18 protein-coding genes are annotated in these 18,844 nt (G+C 53.0%); 6 read left to right on the top strand and 12 right to left on the bottom strand.

What is annotated here, in order from left to right; genetic code table 11:
- Nucleotides 1–8: 8 nt before the first annotated feature.
- From fabG to PLD04_12760, 7 genes are read right to left on the bottom strand one after another with little or no spacing between them, the layout of a single operon-like run.
- Nucleotides 9–749: a 3-oxoacyl-[acyl-carrier-protein] reductase gene (gene fabG, locus PLD04_12790; protein HXK69207.1), complete on the bottom strand. Its 741-nt coding sequence runs from the start codon at nucleotides 747–749 to the stop codon at nucleotides 9–11.
- 2 nt (nucleotides 750–751) lie between these two features.
- The gene (fabD, locus tag PLD04_12785; protein HXK69206.1) at nucleotides 752–1,681 is read right to left on the bottom strand and encodes an ACP S-malonyltransferase; all 930 of its coding nucleotides are present in this window, start codon (nucleotides 1,679–1,681) and stop codon (nucleotides 752–754) included.
- Nucleotide 1,682: 1 nt separating this feature from the next.
- On the bottom strand, nucleotides 1,683–2,669 hold the full coding sequence (locus PLD04_12780; protein ID HXK69205.1) for a beta-ketoacyl-ACP synthase III: 987 nt from the start codon (nucleotides 2,667–2,669) through the stop codon (nucleotides 1,683–1,685).
- Nucleotides 2,659–3,693 carry a phosphate acyltransferase PlsX gene (plsX, locus tag PLD04_12775; GenBank protein HXK69204.1) on the bottom strand — a complete coding sequence of 345 codons (1,035 nt, stop codon included), beginning with the start codon at nucleotides 3,691–3,693 and terminating at the stop codon, nucleotides 2,659–2,661. The genes PLD04_12780 and plsX overlap by 11 nt, the downstream gene beginning before the upstream one ends.
- On the bottom strand, nucleotides 3,690–3,875 hold the full coding sequence (gene rpmF, locus PLD04_12770) for a 50S ribosomal protein L32 (GenBank protein ID HXK69203.1): 186 nt from the start codon (nucleotides 3,873–3,875) through the stop codon (nucleotides 3,690–3,692). The genes plsX and rpmF overlap by 4 nt, the downstream gene beginning before the upstream one ends.
- A 13-nt stretch (nucleotides 3,876–3,888) precedes the next feature.
- Entirely contained in the window at nucleotides 3,889–4,374 is a 486-nt protein-coding gene (locus PLD04_12765) for a DUF177 domain-containing protein (GenBank protein ID HXK69202.1), read from the bottom strand.
- Nucleotide 4,375: 1 nt separating this feature from the next.
- Complete coding sequence (locus PLD04_12760; protein ID HXK69201.1) at nucleotides 4,376–5,242, bottom strand: hypothetical protein; 867 nt, start codon at nucleotides 5,240–5,242, stop codon at nucleotides 4,376–4,378.
- Between the two features lie 26 nt (nucleotides 5,243–5,268).
- Here PLD04_12760 and PLD04_12755 point away from each other — a divergent pair, with 26 nt between their 5' ends.
- Together PLD04_12755 and PLD04_12750 are read left to right on the top strand one after the other, a co-directional pair.
- Nucleotides 5,269–6,525, top strand: coding sequence for a glycosyltransferase family 1 protein (locus PLD04_12755; protein ID HXK69200.1), 1,257 nt, complete (start codon nucleotides 5,269–5,271; stop codon nucleotides 6,523–6,525).
- Entirely contained in the window at nucleotides 6,509–7,522 is a 1,014-nt protein-coding gene (locus PLD04_12750; GenBank protein ID HXK69199.1) for a glycosyltransferase family 1 protein, read from the top strand. Before PLD04_12755 ends, PLD04_12750 begins: the two co-directional genes overlap by 17 nt.
- Here the strand turns inward: PLD04_12750 and PLD04_12745 are convergent.
- Nucleotides 7,513–7,935: a cupin domain-containing protein gene (locus PLD04_12745; protein HXK69198.1), complete on the bottom strand. Its 423-nt coding sequence runs from the start codon at nucleotides 7,933–7,935 to the stop codon at nucleotides 7,513–7,515. The genes PLD04_12750 and PLD04_12745 overlap by 10 nt on opposite strands.
- Nucleotides 7,936–8,010: 75 nt before the next feature.
- Here PLD04_12745 and hemE point away from each other — a divergent pair, with 75 nt between their 5' ends.
- From hemE to PLD04_12725, 4 genes are all read left to right on the top strand, one after another.
- Nucleotides 8,011–9,018: a uroporphyrinogen decarboxylase gene (hemE, locus tag PLD04_12740; protein ID HXK69197.1), complete on the top strand. Its 1,008-nt coding sequence runs from the start codon at nucleotides 8,011–8,013 to the stop codon at nucleotides 9,016–9,018.
- 2 nt (nucleotides 9,019–9,020) lie between these two features.
- Entirely contained in the window at nucleotides 9,021–10,412 is a 1,392-nt protein-coding gene (hemN, locus tag PLD04_12735) for an oxygen-independent coproporphyrinogen III oxidase (GenBank protein ID HXK69196.1), read from the top strand.
- 111 nt (nucleotides 10,413–10,523) lie between these two features.
- Nucleotides 10,524–12,659: a S9 family peptidase gene (locus PLD04_12730; GenBank protein HXK69195.1), complete on the top strand. Its 2,136-nt coding sequence runs from the start codon at nucleotides 10,524–10,526 to the stop codon at nucleotides 12,657–12,659.
- Nucleotides 12,656–13,060 (top strand): pyridoxamine 5'-phosphate oxidase family protein, encoded by a 405-nt coding sequence (locus PLD04_12725; GenBank protein ID HXK69194.1) that lies wholly within the window; start codon nucleotides 12,656–12,658, stop codon nucleotides 13,058–13,060. Before PLD04_12730 ends, PLD04_12725 begins: the two co-directional genes overlap by 4 nt.
- 78 nt (nucleotides 13,061–13,138) lie before the next feature.
- On the opposite strand, the gene PLD04_12720 is transcribed toward PLD04_12725, so the two are convergent.
- From PLD04_12720 to amrB, 4 genes are all read right to left on the bottom strand, one after another.
- Nucleotides 13,139–13,474, bottom strand: coding sequence for a hypothetical protein (locus tag PLD04_12720; protein ID HXK69193.1), 336 nt, complete (start codon nucleotides 13,472–13,474; stop codon nucleotides 13,139–13,141).
- Between the two features lie 70 nt (nucleotides 13,475–13,544).
- On the bottom strand, nucleotides 13,545–15,299 hold the full coding sequence (gene aspS, locus PLD04_12715) for an aspartate--tRNA ligase (GenBank protein HXK69192.1): 1,755 nt from the start codon (nucleotides 15,297–15,299) through the stop codon (nucleotides 13,545–13,547).
- A gap of 77 nt (nucleotides 15,300–15,376) precedes the next feature.
- Nucleotides 15,377–16,291, bottom strand: coding sequence for a DUF362 domain-containing protein (locus PLD04_12710; protein ID HXK69191.1), 915 nt, complete (start codon nucleotides 16,289–16,291; stop codon nucleotides 15,377–15,379).
- A complete protein-coding gene (amrB, locus tag PLD04_12705) occupies nucleotides 16,272–17,768 on the bottom strand; it encodes an AmmeMemoRadiSam system protein B (protein HXK69190.1) in 1,497 nt (498 codons plus the stop codon). Before amrB ends, PLD04_12710 begins: the two co-directional genes overlap by 20 nt.
- Between the last annotated feature and the right edge of the window lie 1,076 nt (nucleotides 17,769–18,844).

Below are 18,844 nucleotides of genomic sequence, written 5' to 3'. Positions count from 1 at the left end.
CTTTCCGGTTACATGTAAAGACCACCGGAGACATTAAGAACCGTTCCGGTGATATAGTCCGCCAGCGGGCTGGCAAGAAAGGTCACAGCACTGGCAATATCCTCGGGTTCCCCGAGACGTTTGAGTGAAATTGCATCCTTGAGACGATCAATCTGATCCCCTTCGAGATTTTCCGTCATGGGCGTGCGTATAAAACCGGGCGCGACCGCATTGGCGGTAATATTTCTGGAACCGACCTCTCTGGCCAGAGATTTTATGAATCCGATCACTCCGGCCTTTGTGGCGGCATAGTTACACTGTCCCGGATTTCCCATAAGACCCGTAACCGAACTGATTGCGATCACCCTTCCCCATCGGGCCTTCATCATCGGCCTGAGACACTCCTGCGTCAGATAGTGCAGAGGGTAAAGATTAACCTTCATCACCAGATCCCACTGATCGGCCCCCATCCGCATGAGAAGATTGTCTCTTGTCAGACCTGCATTGTGAACCAGGATCAGACAATCACCGTTGGCTTTATAATCTGATTGAACGAGCTCGATCGTCTGCTCGGAATTTGTAATATCCGCCTGGATTCCCGATACCTTCACTCCTGTCTGCCTTAACTCCTCAACCTTCTGAGCAAGGGCACTGGCTTCAATATCGAGGAGAAGAAGGTCTGCACCACAGTCAGCAAGCTGGGTTGCGATGGCGGCCCCAATCCCGCGAGCTCCGCCCGTCACCAGGGCTCTTTTTCCCTTCAGGTCAATATTCATGACGTACCTCCCAAGAATTGTGTCATTTCATCGTAGGTGGATAGAGAAACCACTTCCGCGTCCGATTGAATACGCTTGACAAGACCGGATAAGACCTTTCCAGGTGCAACTTCTATATATCGCGTCACCCCCGCATTTGCCATTGTGCGAATCGTTTCAACCCATCGGACCGGACCGTCAACCTGGCGGATGAGTCCATCACGGGCAGCCTCTCCCTCCTGAATGGGCATCGCGTCGATGTTGTTCACCAGGGGCATCCGGAGCCGCGAAAAAGAAACGTTATTCAACACCGCTGTCATTCGAACCCGGGCCAGCTCCATCAGCGGAGAATGAAAGGGAGCAGAAACTTTTAAAGGTACGGCCCGCTTGGCTCCTTCTTCCCTGGCAAGTTGGATTGCAGCCTCCACTCCAGATGCCGATCCACTGATTACCGTCTGTTCTGGAGCATTGAAATTTGCAGCACAGACAACGCCCGCTTCAGATGCTCTGGAGCAGATCGTGACAACCTGATCGCTGGTAAGTCCCAGAATTGCCGCCATCGCGCCTTCCCTCTCGGGAACAGCCTCCTGCATGTACTTTCCCCGAAGATGAACCATTCTCACAGCATCTTCAAAGGTAATCGCCCCGGCATAAACAAGTGCTGAATATTCACCGAGACTGTGCCCTGCCACCATGTCCGCCATTAACCCATGGCGCTTGAGATAGGAAGCAAAAGCTGAAGAAACCGTAAGAATGCCGGGCTGTGTATTGGCTGTTTTTTGAAGCTCCTCCTCCGGTCCGTTACGGATCAATTCGGAAAGATGAAAATGAAGAGTCCGATCGGCAATTTCCAGTAATTCAGAGGATTTCGGGTCGGCCGCAAAGAGGTCGGAACCCATCCCGGTAAATTGTGCTCCCTGACCGGGGAAGAGCAGGGCGGTTTTCATCCTACCACCTCACCAGAGCGGCTCCCCACGTAAGGCCTGCTCCAAACGCTGACATAAGCATGAGCTCCCCAGGTTTTATCAGACCCTTTTTATTGGCCTCGTCCAGAGCGATGGGGATCGACCCGGCGGATGTATTCCCTACATGGTCGATATTGATATAGGCCTTGCTGTTATCAATTCCCAGACGGTCGGCGACAGCCTGGATAATCCGGACATTGGCCTGGTGAAAAAAGAGCCAGTCCACTTCGGTCGGGTTCAGTCCGTGACGGCTCAATACTTCAAAGCTCACGTCGGTCAGGCTCCGAACTGCAATTTTGAAGGTTTCGTTCCCCTTCATATGGATATGGAAGAGATCGGGATCAAATTCTTCCTTCCTGTTCGCGGGAGCATTACTTCCTCCACCCGGCATGGAAAGAAGGTCATACATACTGCCATCGGCATAGAGACCTGTTTCCAGGACACCCCGTTCCCCCTCTTCGGCCCGGAGCACAACCGCTCCCGCTCCGTCGGCAAAGAGAACGCAGGTATTTCGATCTTTCCAGTTCACATACCTGGATAACACCTCTCCACCGATGACGAGGGCGTTGTCATACTTTCCCGATCGAATGAATTGATCCGCAATGGAAAGAGCATAAATAAAACCGGTACACCCGGCCTGTATATCCATCGCGGCCGCATTCTTCACACCGAGCTTATGCTGAATCATGCACGCGGTCGCAGGGAAAAGCTGTTCCTGGGTTACTGTAGCCAGGATGATCAGATCGAGCTTATCCAGGGGAATACCGCTTGTTTCGAGGGCCTGTCGTGCAGCGGTTACGGCCAGATCAGAAAGGGGTTCATCTTTCCGGGCAATGTGACGACTTCGAATACCGCTTCGTGTTGTAATCCACTCGTCGGAGGTATCGACGATCTTCTCCAGGTCAAAATTAGTCACGACTTTTTCGGGCAGGCAATGGCCTGTTTCTACAATACGTGCTCTACGGCTCATGGGTCCATCCTTTGGGAATATGGAATTTTTCAAGGAGGCTGAATTCCTTCATACTCACCTCGATTTTGTCATGCAAACCCGTGTCAATATACTCAAAGGCCACTCGAATCGCGTTTCGAATGGCTTTGGGGGTAGATCTTCCGTGGCAGATAATCGCGACACCATTCGTTCCGAGAAGGGGCGCACCCCCGTATTCTGAATAATCCACTCTCTTTTGAAACTTTTTAAAGGCTCCCTTGGACAAAAGATATCCGAAACTGGCAGGAAGGCTTTCCTTGATCGACTCCTTCAACATGGTTCCGACCATTTCCCCAAGACCTTCCGCCGCCTTCAGGATGATATTTCCCGTAAATCCGTCGGTAACCACGAGGTCGACCTTCCCCAGAAAAACATCCCTGCCCTCCACGTTTCCGATAAAGTTGAGGTTTGTCTTCTTGATGAGCTGGGCAGCCTCAAGAACCAGTTCGGTTCCTTTCGTCTCTTCTTCCCCATTGGATAGAAGTCCAATGCGGGGAGAACGGATCCCCAGGATCGACTCCGTGTACAGACTTCCCATAATGGCAAATTGCAGAAGGTTTCGGGGCTTACATTCGACATTTGCTCCCACATCCGTGACCACGACGTGTCCATGGAGGCTGGGAAGAATCGTGGCGAGGGCAGGACGGTCTACTCCTCGCAGGACACCGATCACCAGTTTCCCGCATACCATGGCCGCCCCGGTATTTCCAGCAGTAACAAGCGCCATGGCTTCACCGTTGCGGACGAGGTTCGCAGCGACCCGCACCGAGCTGTCTTTTTTATTCTTCAGCGGCGAGGTCGGAGGATCATCCATTCCCACGACATCCCGGGCATGGACAACCTGTAGTCCTGCAGGCCACTGAGAAGAGGGTGGGAGATGGTAAAGGATGGCATCCTCCCTCCCAACCAGAGTTATGGGAATACCCAGCTCGGCGGCTTCAAGGGCACCGGCAACGATATTCCGGGGGGCGTAATCACCCCCCATTGCATCTACAGCGATTCTCAAATGGTATCCTGGCCTTCCATCACCTGCCGGCCTCGATAATGGCCACAGTGGGGACAAACGTGGTGAGGAAGTTTCTGCTCATGGCAGTGGGGACATTCTGTCCTCGGAACGGCCTTAAGGGCATCGTGGGCCTGACGTTTTCTTCCTCTTGTTCTGGAATGCCTGTGTCTTGGATTTGGCATCTTCTTCTCCTTCTTATGTTAGGTTCTTCAGCGCGCCCCAGCGTGGATCGGTCGGCGGCTGGCATGAACAGGACCCTGTATTCAGGTTAATCCCGCAATTGGGGCAGAGCCCCTTGCAGGATTCGGAACAGAGCGGCTTCATGGGAACATTCAGTAAAACCAGTTCCGCCATAATCTCGTCCAGGACGACGGCGTCATCCTCGTACGTGCAGGTGCCGGGATCGTCATCCCGTTCCCGGGTCAGACGATAATTAAAAGGAATCGATAGAGCCAGCGGATAACTTTCCAGGCATCGGGAACAGGGAAGCTCCAGGGTAAAAGAAAGATTTCCCTGCAGGGTAAATCCCCCGGAAATCTTTCTCACGATACCCCGCATCATGGCTTCCGGAATGGTCAGTTCCTGATCGGGATGGATTAGGTCTTCCCCAAAGACAATCTTCCCGTCCAAAGGCAGACCTTCGGAAGGGATGTCCAAGAGGTTGACGCGCCACTGGGACATCTTACAACTCCTTTAATACAAACCTACCCCTGCAAACCTCCAGGGGCCCCCTATTTTCACACAGAATGTCAAAAGAATCAAACCCCCGAAGTCCCCTGTGAACGGCAGCGGGCAGGGAAAGTGTTCCGGGAAGACGCAGATTGGATCGATCGTAATGACCGAAGAGACTGAAGGAGGGAGATCCGGTCGACACAATCGTGCCATCACCTACCGAAACTGAATGAGAACCGACCTTTAGAATCGCGGTTTCTTCAGAGACAGCAAGGTCAATCCTGCGCCCCCCCGAACCCAGCCAGTTGGCCAGGGCCGAACCAGGAAGTGCAACAAAGACAAGGGAGGCATCCGGGTGATGAACCGCATTTTCACCGGATTCAGCATTCATGACCCCCAGGAATTCCCAGAAAAGCCCTCTATTGCGGATGGTGATAAGGCCTTTCCAGTTGTTCGAACCATCACCCAGCCAGGCGATCATATCAGCAGGTTCCTGGAAAGGAATGTCGTTTCCAATAAGGGGTAGTTGGATGGTTTCCGCAGTGACATCCGTTCGAATCCTAGCCAGAGGTGCGGTACTCTCCTTACACGTCACCCATCCGGCTGGATTGGGAAGAAATGCCGCCATCGAAGTTAGTACTCCGCCCTGCGCCTCAATGAACCGCAGATGCTGCTTCCTTCCCGCCAGGTGAATGGAGTGAGGAATGGAAGGGATTTCACGATCTCCGATCACAATTGAAAGGAGCCGGCGTGTCTGGGGTGTAAGGAGGGTAAAGAGGTGCCAGTCCGCAGACACAGGGGATAGGACGTGGGACGAAGCAATCGATTTCGGGGTGGGAGCAGGTGCGGGTCCGCACGCCGCCAGAAGGAACAGCATGAAAAATGTTCTATAATATGGCTTCATTGATTCGTCGATTGTATCACACCGCCCGATTTATCCTGCATATTTTCCGCGATCTTGCAGGTACGTTGAGAGATTCGATCCGCCGTCACCAGGCACGGTGCCGGGGGGAATCTTTTCCTCTCACCATAGCCTGGGATATCTTTCCCTTTTACGAAAATTTGACCGGAGTCGGCTGGTACGCCTATCATCTTCTGCGCAACCTTTCCCAAAGGTCCGATGTTCGCATAAATCTTTACGGACACATGTTCCGCATGGAAGAAGAGGGCGACGGCCTTTTTGTTGACATTGATCTCCCGGGAGTCCGCTTCCGCACTCACGGCATCCCATCCAGGCTGATCCTGCCCCGATCTGTCATACTCCTGATCTGCAAAGCGGTATTCGAACCTCTCTTCCAGATCCTGGACCAAAACGATGTACTCTTTGCCCCCAATTTCTTTCCTCCTTCAAGGATGGAACGCGCAGCTCCCGACATGGTCCCTACGATTCACGACCTGACCTTCAAGGTTTTTCCGGAATTTGTCCAGAATGAGACTCTCCATCTCCTGGAATCGAGGATGCCATCCAGTATCTACCATGCAAGCAGGATTATTGCAGTATCGGAAAGTACACGAAATGACATCGCTTCCTATTTTCCGGGTGCAGAATCAAAAACGATAAAAGTCCTTTCCGGCCTTGACGCTCCCTGTTCATCCGGCGGGTCGCTGGAACAGAGTCCCTATCTGCTCTTCGTGTCCACAATCGAGCCACGGAAAAACCTCGATTCCCTTTTGAATGCTTTTTCCCTCGTAAAGCAGCAGGGGTATCCGGGAAAGCTTGTGATTGCCGGGAAGGTTGGCTGGAAGAGCGAAGAAACACTCTCAAAGATGAGAGCCCACCCCTATGCGGGCTCGATTCGCCATCTGAATTATGTGAATCGCACCAGACTGGGCGATCTCTACCACAATGCCGATCTCTTTGTCTTCCCCAGTCATTACGAGGGCTTCGGTTTCCCACTCCTTGAAGCCATGGCAAATGGATGTCCCGTGATTGCGGCACGAAACTCCTCCCTTACGGAGGTGGGGGGAGATGCCTGTGCCTATGTTGACTCTCCCACACCTGAAGCTTTGGCAAAGGTCATTATGGACGTATGGACCCATAAACCACTTCAGGAACAATATCGCAAGGCCGGGCGGAAGCAGGCGGCTTTATTCAAATGGGAAGAAGCGGCAAGGGAAACTCTTTCCGTGCTGGAGAGCAGCTGTGAAGATTGCCGTTGACGGACGGGCACTCTACCCGCCCCGGACGGGGATCGGCCAGCATCTGGCTCTTCTCCTGACTGAGCTTGGCCACCTCTGCGATCTTCATATCTTTCTCCCCCGAGAAATCGCACCCTTTCCCATTCCCATCCGGGCCACCTGGCATACGGGACCGGTTCTGAAGGGAAATATCTATTATCACGGCTTTCTTCCGCGGATCCTTGATCAGGAGAAGGTGGATCTCTTTCTTGCACCCCTGAATGTGTTGCCCTGGAACATCCGTATTCCTTCCGTCCTTATCGTCCACGACATCACACCTCTCGAACACCCCGGATGGCACCGCATGAAAAACCGACTCACTACGGTTCCTTTCTATGATCGATCCTTTGATCGTGCAGATCGTATCATCGCCGTAAGCCGCGCAACCCGGGATTCCGTCCGACATTATTTCCCTGGAGTGGGACCCAGGGTGGGCGTCGTCCCTCCCGGACGCCCCGTTCCTCTTCCCTCTCCTTCGGACATCTCTCCCCTCCCGTCAGAATTTCTTCTCACAGTATCCACACTGGAACCCCGGAAAAACCTGCACTCTCTCCTGGAAGCCCACAGTTCCGACCCCACTCTTCCCCCCCTCGTGATCGCGGGAGATAAGGGATGGAAAACCAGATACAGCGGGAGTGATCGAACCCTTTTCCTGGGATATGTAGACGAACGGACAAAATGGGAACTCTACCGGAGGGCAAGACTGTTTATCTTCCCCTCCCTGCAGGAAGGATTCGGGCTTCCTGTCATTGAGGCCCTGACCGCAGGCACACCCATAGTATCGACACCCGTTCCTGCGGCACAGGAATATCCTCATCCACAGTGTCACATTGTGGACACCTCGCCCTCCGCCATCCTCACCGGAATCCAATACATGATGAATGTCCGCCCCGGCAAAGAAGTTCCCGTATCGCTACCCTCCTGGAAAGAGGTTGCTGAGACCTACATCGATATTTTTCAAGAGGTTCTTCAGCCCTGAGAGATAGTCTGCACTCCTTCAACCAGAGTACAGGGACGGGTTTCCCGTTCCCCCTGATCCCCCACGGCCACCAGAAAGACAACACCTGCGGAGACATTGATCACTGCGTGGGCTACACCGGGGGGAATCCTGTACAGGGCAGGAAATTCTATGATCCGCTCCTTTTGCGATGTTCCTGAAGGCTTGCTCCAAATTACATCCACCGGACCGTTCAGAATAAGGAGCCATTCAACTCCCGCATCGTGGAAATGGTTTCCCCTCACAGAACCTGGCTCCATGGAGACCACATGGAGATCCCCGATGGTCGGATCGGTTCCCAGAGAGGCCTTCAGAAGGTTCAGTCCCCATCCCCGGGCATCCTCCCAGGAATAGGCAGAGAGATCCAATCGTTGAATGGAGCACATGGTATTCATACACGGCAACCTAGCACGCATCTATCCTTCCGGTCAACGCAGAGAAAGCCTGAGTGCACATGGTACAATTGCGCCATGAAGAAGATTTTACGCGTATTGAACGGTGAACCAGTTTCCCCTCCGCCTGTGTGGCTGATGCGCCAGGCCGGGCGGTATATGGATGAATATCAGGCGATTCGGAAGAATCACGAATTCATGGACATGTGCAGAATTCCCGAAGTGGCGACGGAGGTAACCCTTCAGCCCATCCGGAAATTCGGCATGGATGCCGCGATCCTCTTCTCTGACATCCTGATTTGCCTTCCTCCCATGGGGCTGGACGTTCGCTTCGAAGAGGGTACCGGTCCCATCGTCCAGCCGTTGACGTCGGTAAGTCAACTTCGGTCTCTGTCCATTCCACATCCAGGTCGGGATCTACCCTTTGTTCTGGACACGATCCGTTCCCTGCGGGCCCAGCTTCCCCCCTCCTGCACCCTTTTCGGGTTTGCGGGAGCGCCCTTCACCCTGGCGTCGTACGCCATTGAAGGAGGCTCCAGTAAACACTTTCTGAAAACGAAAGAGTGGATGTACAGGGAGCCGGAGTCCTTCGTTCAGATCATGAAACACTTCGCAGACACCGTTGCGATCTTCCTCGAAGCCCAGGCGGAAGCCGGAGCGGAAGTCGTTCAGATCTTCGACTCCTGGGGCGGCTGCCTCACCTATGATGCATATAAGAATTTTGCGCTTCCCTTTGTCCAGTCCATCACGGAGCGCCTCCGGGATCACGTCCCCGTCGTCTATTTCCTTCTGAACGGAGCTCATCTTTCCGAACTCTTCCCGGAAACGGGCGCAACGGCAGTCTCCGTCGGCTGGCATGAACCCATGACAAAGGTACTGGAGGCAACAAAAGGCCGTCTTCCCCTCCAGGGAAATCTCGATTCCGCAATTCTCTTCTCCTCCCAGGACTCGATCCGGAAGGAGACGGACAGGATTTTGGGCGAAATGAAGGGACATCCCCACATCTTCAACCTGGGCCATGGCGTCCTTCCCAAGACACCGGTGGAGAATGTCGAATTTCTCGTCAAATACGTTCAGAGCCGATAACGATGGAAACCCGCTGGCAGAAACCCGAATTCAACTTCGACCTGATCCTGAAATACGACAAGCCGGGTCCTCGTTACACCTCGTATCCGACGGCTCCCAACTTCACGACGGCGTACAACTCGGACACTCACAGGAAAACAATCCTGACCTCCCAGGAGAACGATCCTTCCCGTCCTCTCTCCCTCTACGTGCACATTCCCTTCTGCCGGTCAGTCTGTTACTTCTGCGGCTGTAATGTCGTCTACACAAAACATGAAGAACTGACCCATCCCTACGTGGATCTGCTCCACCGGGAAATGGATGAAGTCCTGAAAACCCTGGATCCGTCACGGCCCGTGGTTCAGCTGCACTGGGGCGGCGGTACACCCACCTACCTGTCGCCCGATCTCATTCGCAAACTCATGAACGGGATCCGGGAACGATTCACCTTCGCGGACGACGCGGAGATCGGGATCGAAATCGATCCAAGGGAATGCACTGACGAACATCTCCGGGCCCTGGCTGAATGCGGGTTTAACCGTATATCCATGGGTATCCAGGACTTTGATCCTCGCGTTCAACAGGCTGTCCACCGCATTCAGAGCGAAGAACTGACACGGCATACGATCTCCATGTGCCGTGGATTGAAATTCGAGAGCATCAATGTCGACCTGATCTACGGTCTTCCTTATCAGAACCGGGAGGAGTTTGAGACCACGGTGGACAAGATCATTGAGATCGATCCGGACCGGATCGCCGTTTTCAACTTCGCCTACCTTCCCGAAATGATCAAGCACCAGCGGGCTATTGAGGGAGAAGCCATGCCTTCCCCGATGGAAAAGCTCCGGATCCTGGAAATGGTAGTGGAAAAGTTCACGTCCGCCGGGTATGTCTTTATCGGGATGGACCACTTCGCCAAACCGGAGGATGAACTCACCCTGGCCCTGAAAGATCGGACCCTCTATCGAAACTTTCAGGGATATACCACAAAATCGGGAGCCGACCTCTTTGCCTTTGGAGTCTCCTCCATCTCCATGGTGGGAAACACCTATGCTCAAAACGAAAAGGAACTTGAATCGTATCAGCGGCGGATTGAAGAGACGGGCCTTGCCGTGTTCAGGGGTGTGGAGCTGACCGACGACGATGTGATGCGCCGGGACCTGATCACGCGGCTCATGTGCCACTTCGTTTTGAAGTTCGACGAAATCGAAGACGACTACGGTTTGGATTTTGAATCGACCTTCGCCCCTGAACTGGAGGACCTGAAGCCTCTGGAAGCGGACGGACTCATCGCTCTGACCGATCGGGAAATCCGTGTACGTCCCCTGGGACGGCTCCTGGTCCGCAATATTGCCATGCCCTTCGACGCCTACCTGCGGGCAGGATCGACCCATAAATTTTCACGGACAGTCTGAAACTTCTTCATCCTTACCTGGTAAATTAAGAATTCATTACCCCCCGGCAAAAGATAATTCGCAGATCGGGCAGATCTTTCGCAGCGGTTGTCTTTCTGAGATAATTCAGCCATGAACCTACGAACCGACTGGAAACCTATTCTCAGATTTTTATTCGTTCTGTCGATTCTTTCTTCCTTCGCATGCAAGGGAAACCAGGGAATTCCCTCCCCTCCCATCGCCAAAAAGATCCCCGTAAAACTGACCCACCTCGGGCAGACCCGCGTTGACAACTACCGCTGGCTCCAGGATCGGGAAGACCCCGAAGTTCTTCAGTATCTCAAGGATGAAAATGATTATGCCGAAACCATAATGAAGGGAACGGAGAACCTTCAGGAGACTCTTTACCGGGAAATGGTTTCCCGGATGAAGGAAACCGACCTGACCGTCCCTTACCCCAAAGGGAATTATGACTATTACGACCGAACGGAAAAGGGAAAACAATACCCGATCTACTGCCGGAAAAAGCATGGTTCGGACGGAAAAGAGGAGATTCTTCTCGATCTGAATGAGCTGGCAGAGGGGCAGCCGTTCCTTGGACTGGGGCTCTTTGAAGTCAGTGACAACGAGAAGCTGCTGGCCTATTCTCTGGATACCCGGGGATTTCGGGAATACACCCTCTTCGTGAAAAACCTTGAAACCGGAGAGATCTATCCGGACCGGATCGATCATGTGGAGTCTGCCGTCTGGGCCGCTGATTCCCGGACCCTTTACTACACGCGGGAAGACGAAACGAAACGGCCCGACACCGTGCACAGCCACCGTCTCCAATCCGAGGAAGACGACCTGATCTACGATGAACCGGATGACCGATTCCGGGCGTGGGTTACCCGGAGCCGGGATGGAAAGTATATTTTTCTTGTATCTTATGCCTCAAGCACAACGGAATATCGCTATATACCCGCAGATCGCCCCGGAGAGAAATGGACATTAATCCTTCCACGGGAACTCGGCCATGAATACCTTGTCGACCACCGGAATGGAGAGTTTTTCATCCAGACCAATCGAGGGGCGGAAAATTATCGGATTGTGAAGACGCCCGTCACACAGCCATCCATGGATCACTGGGTTGAAGTGGTTCCCCATCGGGCCGATGTCATGATCGAAGGATTTGATCTCTTTCAGGAATTCATGGTCGTACGGGAAAAATCGAGGGCCCTGCAGAACCTCCGGATCCTGAATTTCACCACGGGGGAGTCTCACGGCATCACCTTCGAAGAGGAAGCCTTCGCTCTCTATCCCGATCAGAATGAAGTCTTTAATACTCCAGTCTATCGATTCTCCTATGAGTCCCCTCTGACACCGGAAAGTACCTTCGAATACCGGGTGAGCACCCGGGAAAAAACCCTCCTGAAGCAAAAAGAAGTACCCCACTATGATCCTGCCCGCTACACTCTGGAACGGATCTGGGCAAAGACTTCCGATGGGAAGGAAGTCCCCATCACTCTGATACGCCGAAACGATATTCATCCACCCGAGGCTCATCCCCTGGTTCTGGATGGCTACGGCGCCTACGGCTTTGCCCGGCCGGCCGTCTTCCGGCCCCGCTATTTCAGCCTGCTCGATCGAGGTGTCATCTTCGCTCTGGCTCACGTTCGGGGTGGAGACGAAATGGGGAAACTGTGGTACGAAGACGGGAAGCTGATGCACAAAAAAAACACATTCACAGACTTTATCGCCTGTGCCGAACATCTCATATCTGCCGGTTACACAAATCCAGATCTTCTCGTGGCCACCGGGGGTAGCGCAGGCGGTCTCCTCATGGGGGCAATCACCAACATGAGGCCCGACCTCTTCAAATCGATTGTAACGTACGTTCCCTTTGTGGATGTGATCAACACCATGCTGAATCCCGATCTTCCGCTGACAACGGAGGAATACCTGGAATGGGGGAATCCGAATGAACCGGAAGCTTTTGCATACATTCGATCCTACTGCCCTTATACGAATCTCGAGGCTAAGGATTATCCGGCAATCCTCGTGAAAACGTCCCTCTTTGACAGCCAGGTCATGTTCTGGGAACCTGCGAAGTATGTCGCCCGGCTCCGGAGCCTCAAGACAGATCATAACGAGCTCCTTCTCGTAACCAACATGGATGCGGGCCATGGCGGTGCATCGGGACGGTATGATGCGCTCCGGGAAGACGCCTTTGACTTTGCATGGATCCTTCGGCAGGTCGGCCATTCGGAAGAAGGAGACAGACCATGACGCGAGAGGATTTTCTTGAACGAATCAACCGGGATGACTCCTTTGGCTACCTTGCAACCCTGGATGTAGATCAGCCGCGAGTGCGTCCTATTGCCCTTCGTTTTCACATGGGCAAACTCCATTTCTGTACCTATACCAATTCCGATAAGGTCTCACAGATCCTCGCGAATCCCCGGGTAGAAGCCGCATGGACCTTTGAAGATATGGTCCATATTCGAGTCGCTGGAAAGGCCAGGATTGTGGAGGATCCGGCCGTAAAAACTTCCTTCCTGGAGTCCTTTCCCCTCTTCAAACGCTACTTCCCCTCCCCGAACGTGCCGGACTACATGCTGGTGGAGATGAACGGCTGTAACGTAAAGGTTTCCACGGACGAGACGGAAGACCAGTCCTTTATCCTCTGAATCAAAGCCATACTCCATACGTTGGGGCTGGGATGGGTTCTAATATCAAGGAAAAAAGGGGGGGGACAGGTTACCCCATCAATTGAAAAATTTAAGTGCCAGAGCCAGGAGAGCCGCCCCGGTCACCAGGATGCTCAGAGCGAGCCGGATTCGTCTGTTTCGATAGATACGGTAGGCTTCCTCATTCAGGAAAAAGGTCCCCTCATCCGGTGAAACCAGGACTCCGGCCCGGAGGAGACGATCCCGGAACCATCGGGAAAGGGGGGCACGCAGATCAAGAGGAATGGCTCCTTCCGGGCTCGTTGCACCTTTCCTTCTCAGGTGCCTGAGTAACCTCATTTTGAAGGAAACCACAATCGATCCAACTGCCGCTCCCGCCGTACCCAGTAGCTGAAGGCATTCAACGGTTCTCATAAAACTCTTCTCGCTTCCAATATTTTGCCCTGTTGTAGAAAGGATACGCAGCTTCTGATCACCCTGTCCGTCATTCCCGATGGGTAAGATCGATTCCCAGTTCCTTCAGCTGTCTTTCATCCACGTCCGCAGGGGCCCGGGTCAGCAGGCATGATGCCGTCGTGGTCTTTGGAAAGGCAATGACATCACGGATGGAGGCGGCACCGGCCAGGAGCATGACCAGGCGATCGAAACCCAGGGCTATTCCTCCGTGGGGAGGTGCACCGTACCGAAAGGCATCCATGAGAAAGCCGAATTTTTCCTTCGCCTCTTCTTCGCCGATTCCAATCATCGTAAAGAGCTTCTGCTGGAGATCGCTCGTATGGATTCGGATCGAGCCGCCGCCAATCTCGTTCCCGTTGATCACAACGTCGTAGGCCAGAGCCCTGACTTTCAGTGGCTCCGTATCCATGAGAGGAATATCCTCCGGGTGCGGGGATGTGAAAGGATGATGCAGGGGGTCCAACCTTGACTCTTCTTCGTTCCATTCCACGAGCGGAAAGTCCACGACCCATACAGGAGAAAAAGACTGCGGAGGGATCACATTCAGTCGATCGGCAAGATGGAGCCGAAGCCATCCAAGAGCAGAGAGAGCCGTCTTCGCGGGTCCGGCCGCGACAAAGGTCATACCTCCTCCCATTTCGGGATGGAACATCTTCTTCATCGCCTGAATCTGATCGTCGGTAATGAATTTACGGAAGGAACTTTCCACATCCTCCTTCCAGCGGATCCAGGCCAATCCACCGAGACCGAGCTTTTTCACTCCCTCCTCGAGTTCCCCGAGATCTTTCCTGGAAAATTCAGCACCCGGAACGTGGAGTCCCCGAATTGTGCCTCCATTTTCCATGACTGACTGAAAGACACGGAATTCCGTACCCTCGAAGATCGTGGAAAGGTCCTGAATTATCCAGGGAATTCTCATATCCGGACGATCGGAGCCGTACTTTTCCATAGCTTCCGTGTAGGAGATTCGGGCAAAGGGAACCGGAAGAGAAACATCCACCAGGGCAAAGACCTTCTGAAGCAATCCCTCGATAATCGTAAACAGATCATCGGGCGTGATAAAGGAGGCTTCCATATCGATCTGGGTAAATTCAGGCTGTCGATCGGCCCGAAGATCTTCGTCCCTGAAGCACCTTACAACCTGGAAATATCGATCCAGCCCGCTCACCATCAGCAGCTGTTTAAAGAGCTGTGGGGATTGCGGCAGAGCATAGAACTGGCCGCGGTGGACCCGGCTCGGAACGAGAAAGTCCCTGGCTCCCTCCGGGGTGGAGCGGGTCAGCATCGGGGTTTCGACCTCAATAAATCCATGGTCCGAAAGATGTTTCCGGATTTCCATTGCGGCCCGGTGGCGTAGATAGAGGTTCCGGTTCATCCAGGGCCGGCGAAGGTCGAGATAGCGATAGGTCAAACGCAATTCTTCACTGGCCTTGACCTCGTCCTCAATGACAAAGGGGGGAACTTCGGATTTTGATAGGACGGTGAGGGATCTGGCAACAACTTCGATACCGCCTGTGACCATGGAACGATTCACCATATCCTTCGGCCTCTCCCGAACCTCTCCCTCGATTCGTACAACATCTTCGCCGCCCAGAGAGCCCATTGCCGAAAAAACCGCCGGATTCAAGGAGGAATCTCCCACAACCTGGACCGATCCTTCGCGGTCCCGGAGGAGAACAAACCGAAGTCCTCCCAGTTCGCGGACGCGCTGGACCCATCCGAACAACAGGACGTGGGTTCCGTTATCCTCTTCTCGTAAGGTTCCGCAATATCTTCGTGCCATAAGGCCTCCTCACTGGTAAGGGAGGTAGTGTATCACGAGCCTGCCCCGAAATCGTCCGCATACCACCCCTAAACAGCCTAAAGGGAAACAACCTCGATTGCAGAAAGATCCGCCGTACCCAGGCCAAGGGCCTGGGCTGCAGCGATGTAGGCCGGTTCTCGTTTTTCGGCCTTCAGCGAGGCCATTCCTTTTTCTTTTCGAACCTTCTCGATCCGATCCCACCCCACCGCATCGAGGGCAACGGGATCACGGGCCATATAGATTGCGCCCTCTTTCCAGGTATACCTGGGATTGTAGGCCGGCCCCCCATGGTACTGAGCCACCGAAGCATCGATGACTGTCAGTACAAGCTTTGTGCGAATGGAGGGGTGGTTGACGACATGGGCCACGTAGGGAGAGCATGCATCCATGTGATATTTGTTCGGATTGTGGATGACGCCGTAAAAATTTTTCATTCCCACGGAAACGCCGGCGAGATCGTGATCCTTCAGTACGCTCACGTTGATCAGCCGGGTTACAGTGCGGGTTACAAGGGTGGCATAACAGCTCCCCACAGGTCCGGACTCCGAAACTTCCTTTTCATAATCCTGATTAATCCCGACAACTCGGGGTCCCTTCCCATCCGGGGACAGAGGAAAACCCGCTTTGACCAGCTCCCTGTCGGAGCGGTCAAAAACGTAGATATTCGAGGGTTTGATCCCGGCTTCCGTCAGCAAGGCAACGAGGGAATCGACCAGCTCCGGGCGGGGGGAAAGCCTGCGTCCCGCCAGGCAATTCAGCTTAATTCCCACAATATCCGACGGCCTCAGCTCTTCTTTAAGGAACGAGCTCTTTCCCGTGCACAGAGCGTTCAATCCCAGGGATAGGTTTGCGGCTGTCGGCGTCTCCGACAATCGGATAACCGGAGTTTTTGATGGTGATTTTCCGGCCGCCAGGAGAAGGGGCATTCCCGCCAGGCCAACGAGAACTTCCCTACGGTTCAGATCCTTCATGAAACACCTCCGCGGTAAAGACTTCGAACTCCGCTCCCTCCCTCCAGGCATCCCCCGGCAATCCTGCCTTCTGGGCCAGATGGGAGAGAAACTCTTCCAGGCTCCATCCCGTCTCTGTGGCGACCTGCGGGAGAAATACGGCCCTACGTCCTCCCTTTTGCAGGATGACTCCATGGGTCCCCAACTTAATCTCAGACCAGGAATCCACAGGTTTCAGCGGAGAAAGCACGGACACTTCAACGGATATATCTTTGAGCTCATCAGCCTTCACGGGATGAAACCTGTAATCTCTGGACGAAGCGGAGATGGCGTTATCCACAACGGCCTGGTACAGGGGTTTGATCCCTTCAATATACCCGATGCAGCCCCGAAGATTCCCGTCCTTGTTCAGCGTCACAAAAGCACCCGCGATCTCCCGCAGATGCCCGGTGGAAGGGACGGCCAACAGAGCGTCCGACAGGCTGCCGGAGCCCAGCAGGCGAGCCTCCAGGGTTGCACGGGCCAGACGAAGCAGAACTTCTTTTTCTCCTGCATCCAGAGAGCCTGAGAGCGGATGGGCAGCCTGGCGCTTCGATGGTGATCCCGGAGCGGGGATTACGGCACCGGCCACATACGACACACAGGTGGAGTAATCCCCGGTAAGATCACCGCTTGTTGCATACTTCAGGAGTTCATACTTCGCTCCGGGAAAGAGAGACATCAGGAGCCTCAGAGCCCTCTGGCCGCAGATGCTCGCCTCCGTAATATCGAGATACATCTGGAAATCAGCAGGATCCGAAGAAGAAAGAAGGTGAAAGGCTCCAAGGTCCAGCGCCTTCAATCGTCTCGCAATGTCTTGATCGAAGGGGACATAGTCAAATCGTCTCCCATAGTGGGTGAAATCGGTAGAGACGATGACAAGGGTCCGGTCATCCACAACCTCTCGAATGGCCTCCACCAGCTCGGGATCGTCCTCCAAGGGCGTCGCGTGTCCCGGTAGGATCGTCACAATCGGCACATTGGGGAGGACAACCTGGAGGAAGGGAAGCTGGGCTTCCAGTGAATGTTCCCGCACGTGGGCCGAGGGAATGAAGCTTACTCCCTTGTGTTTCAGGAGCTTCTTCACGGCCTCCCGGTCAACCGGAATATCCCCCAGAGGAGTCTGATACGCGGAGTAATCACCCACGGAAAGCCCGCGGTGTCCCGAATAGTGGCTCGTACCCAGTAGAATGACCCTGTCATAGGAGCCTCCCTTCACTTCAGAGTAGGCATGGGCCGCGACACCGGCCGAATAGACATAACCGGCGTGAGGTACGATCAGTGCAGAAATGGTTCCGTTCCGTTTTTCCTTCCCCGCCTCCGCCAGGTACCCTTCCACCATCTTTCGCAGAGCTCCGGGATCACCGGGATACCACGAACCCGCCACAGCACTGGAGCGTACCGAAGCAAAAAGGGGAATACCCAAAAGGAGTGGTAATAAAAGGATAAGTGCCCGCATGAATCCATTATACACGGCCACCATGTTTCGATTATTGCTGGATAACGAGACCCGTCATCCATTCCACCTTCTGGACGCCTACTCCCGGAAGATCCTAACCTGGAAACTCTTATAGTTACAGGTGATTCCTGTGACCTTGTAATTTGCATCCGTCATTAGGTTCGCCATGGTCCCCATAGATCCAATAATCGTGAGATTCGTGAGTCGGTAGCGGTTGTCATGAGTGCGGTGTTTCAGCATTCTATTTCCACAGTCTAGCCTTATTCCGATCCGAAGGGGAGCCAGGATGCATTTGCAGGGCAAAGAAAAAAGTCTGAAAAGTAAAGATATAAGTTCTGACCCCGACGACTTACTACTCCTGAATGAGAGCATCCTGTAACCCGACAGATTTCCCCTCCGTGTAATGGATAAGCAGGGCTCGACGAAAGGCCGTGGAACTGTTACTATATCGCTACGGAATGATGAAAAAATACCCTGACGTGTCAAACGATTTCGAGACAGAAAAGTGGACAAATTAATTGGTCACTACAATGAAATATGTAGATTTAAAATCCCTCAACTTAATCCATGGATACCATAATCTTAATAAGCAACTAAGGATAATTATGATTGAACACAAATATTTTTCCTTTATTCTCTTTATTCTGATCTTTATTTCGTCCCCATCCTGTTCTGAATACACTCCAGATTTCAATCAGATATGGATGGCCTCAAGTTATGTAATCACAATACATAGCAATGATCTGCTTTATTACAAGGTTGGTGATAGCCAATATAATTATTTGGATAAAGATTCAGCTAAAAATGTTAATGATGATTGGCCAAGTATTTTTCATCAATGCCATGTGAGTTATGATTCTGAGAATTTGCTTTGGACAGGATTGACAAATTGGAATCCGGTTTACTTTTTCAACAAAGATAAATTACATATATATAAGAATATGCTCTCATTTATCGAGATAAACTACAAACAGATAATTAATAATGATTTAATGTTTTCCATTTTTATTGTAACAGATGATAAAGTAGGGTCCACTGAAAAACGATTCTGTTTTTAATTGGAACGGTAGGGAATC

Source organism: Thermoanaerobaculia bacterium, from assembly GCA_035593605.1.
Lineage (GTDB): Bacteria > Acidobacteriota > Thermoanaerobaculia > UBA2201 > DAOSWS01 > DAOSWS01.
The sequence above is the reverse complement of the archived record's forward strand: the minus strand, read 5'-3'. Positions and strand labels throughout refer to the sequence as shown.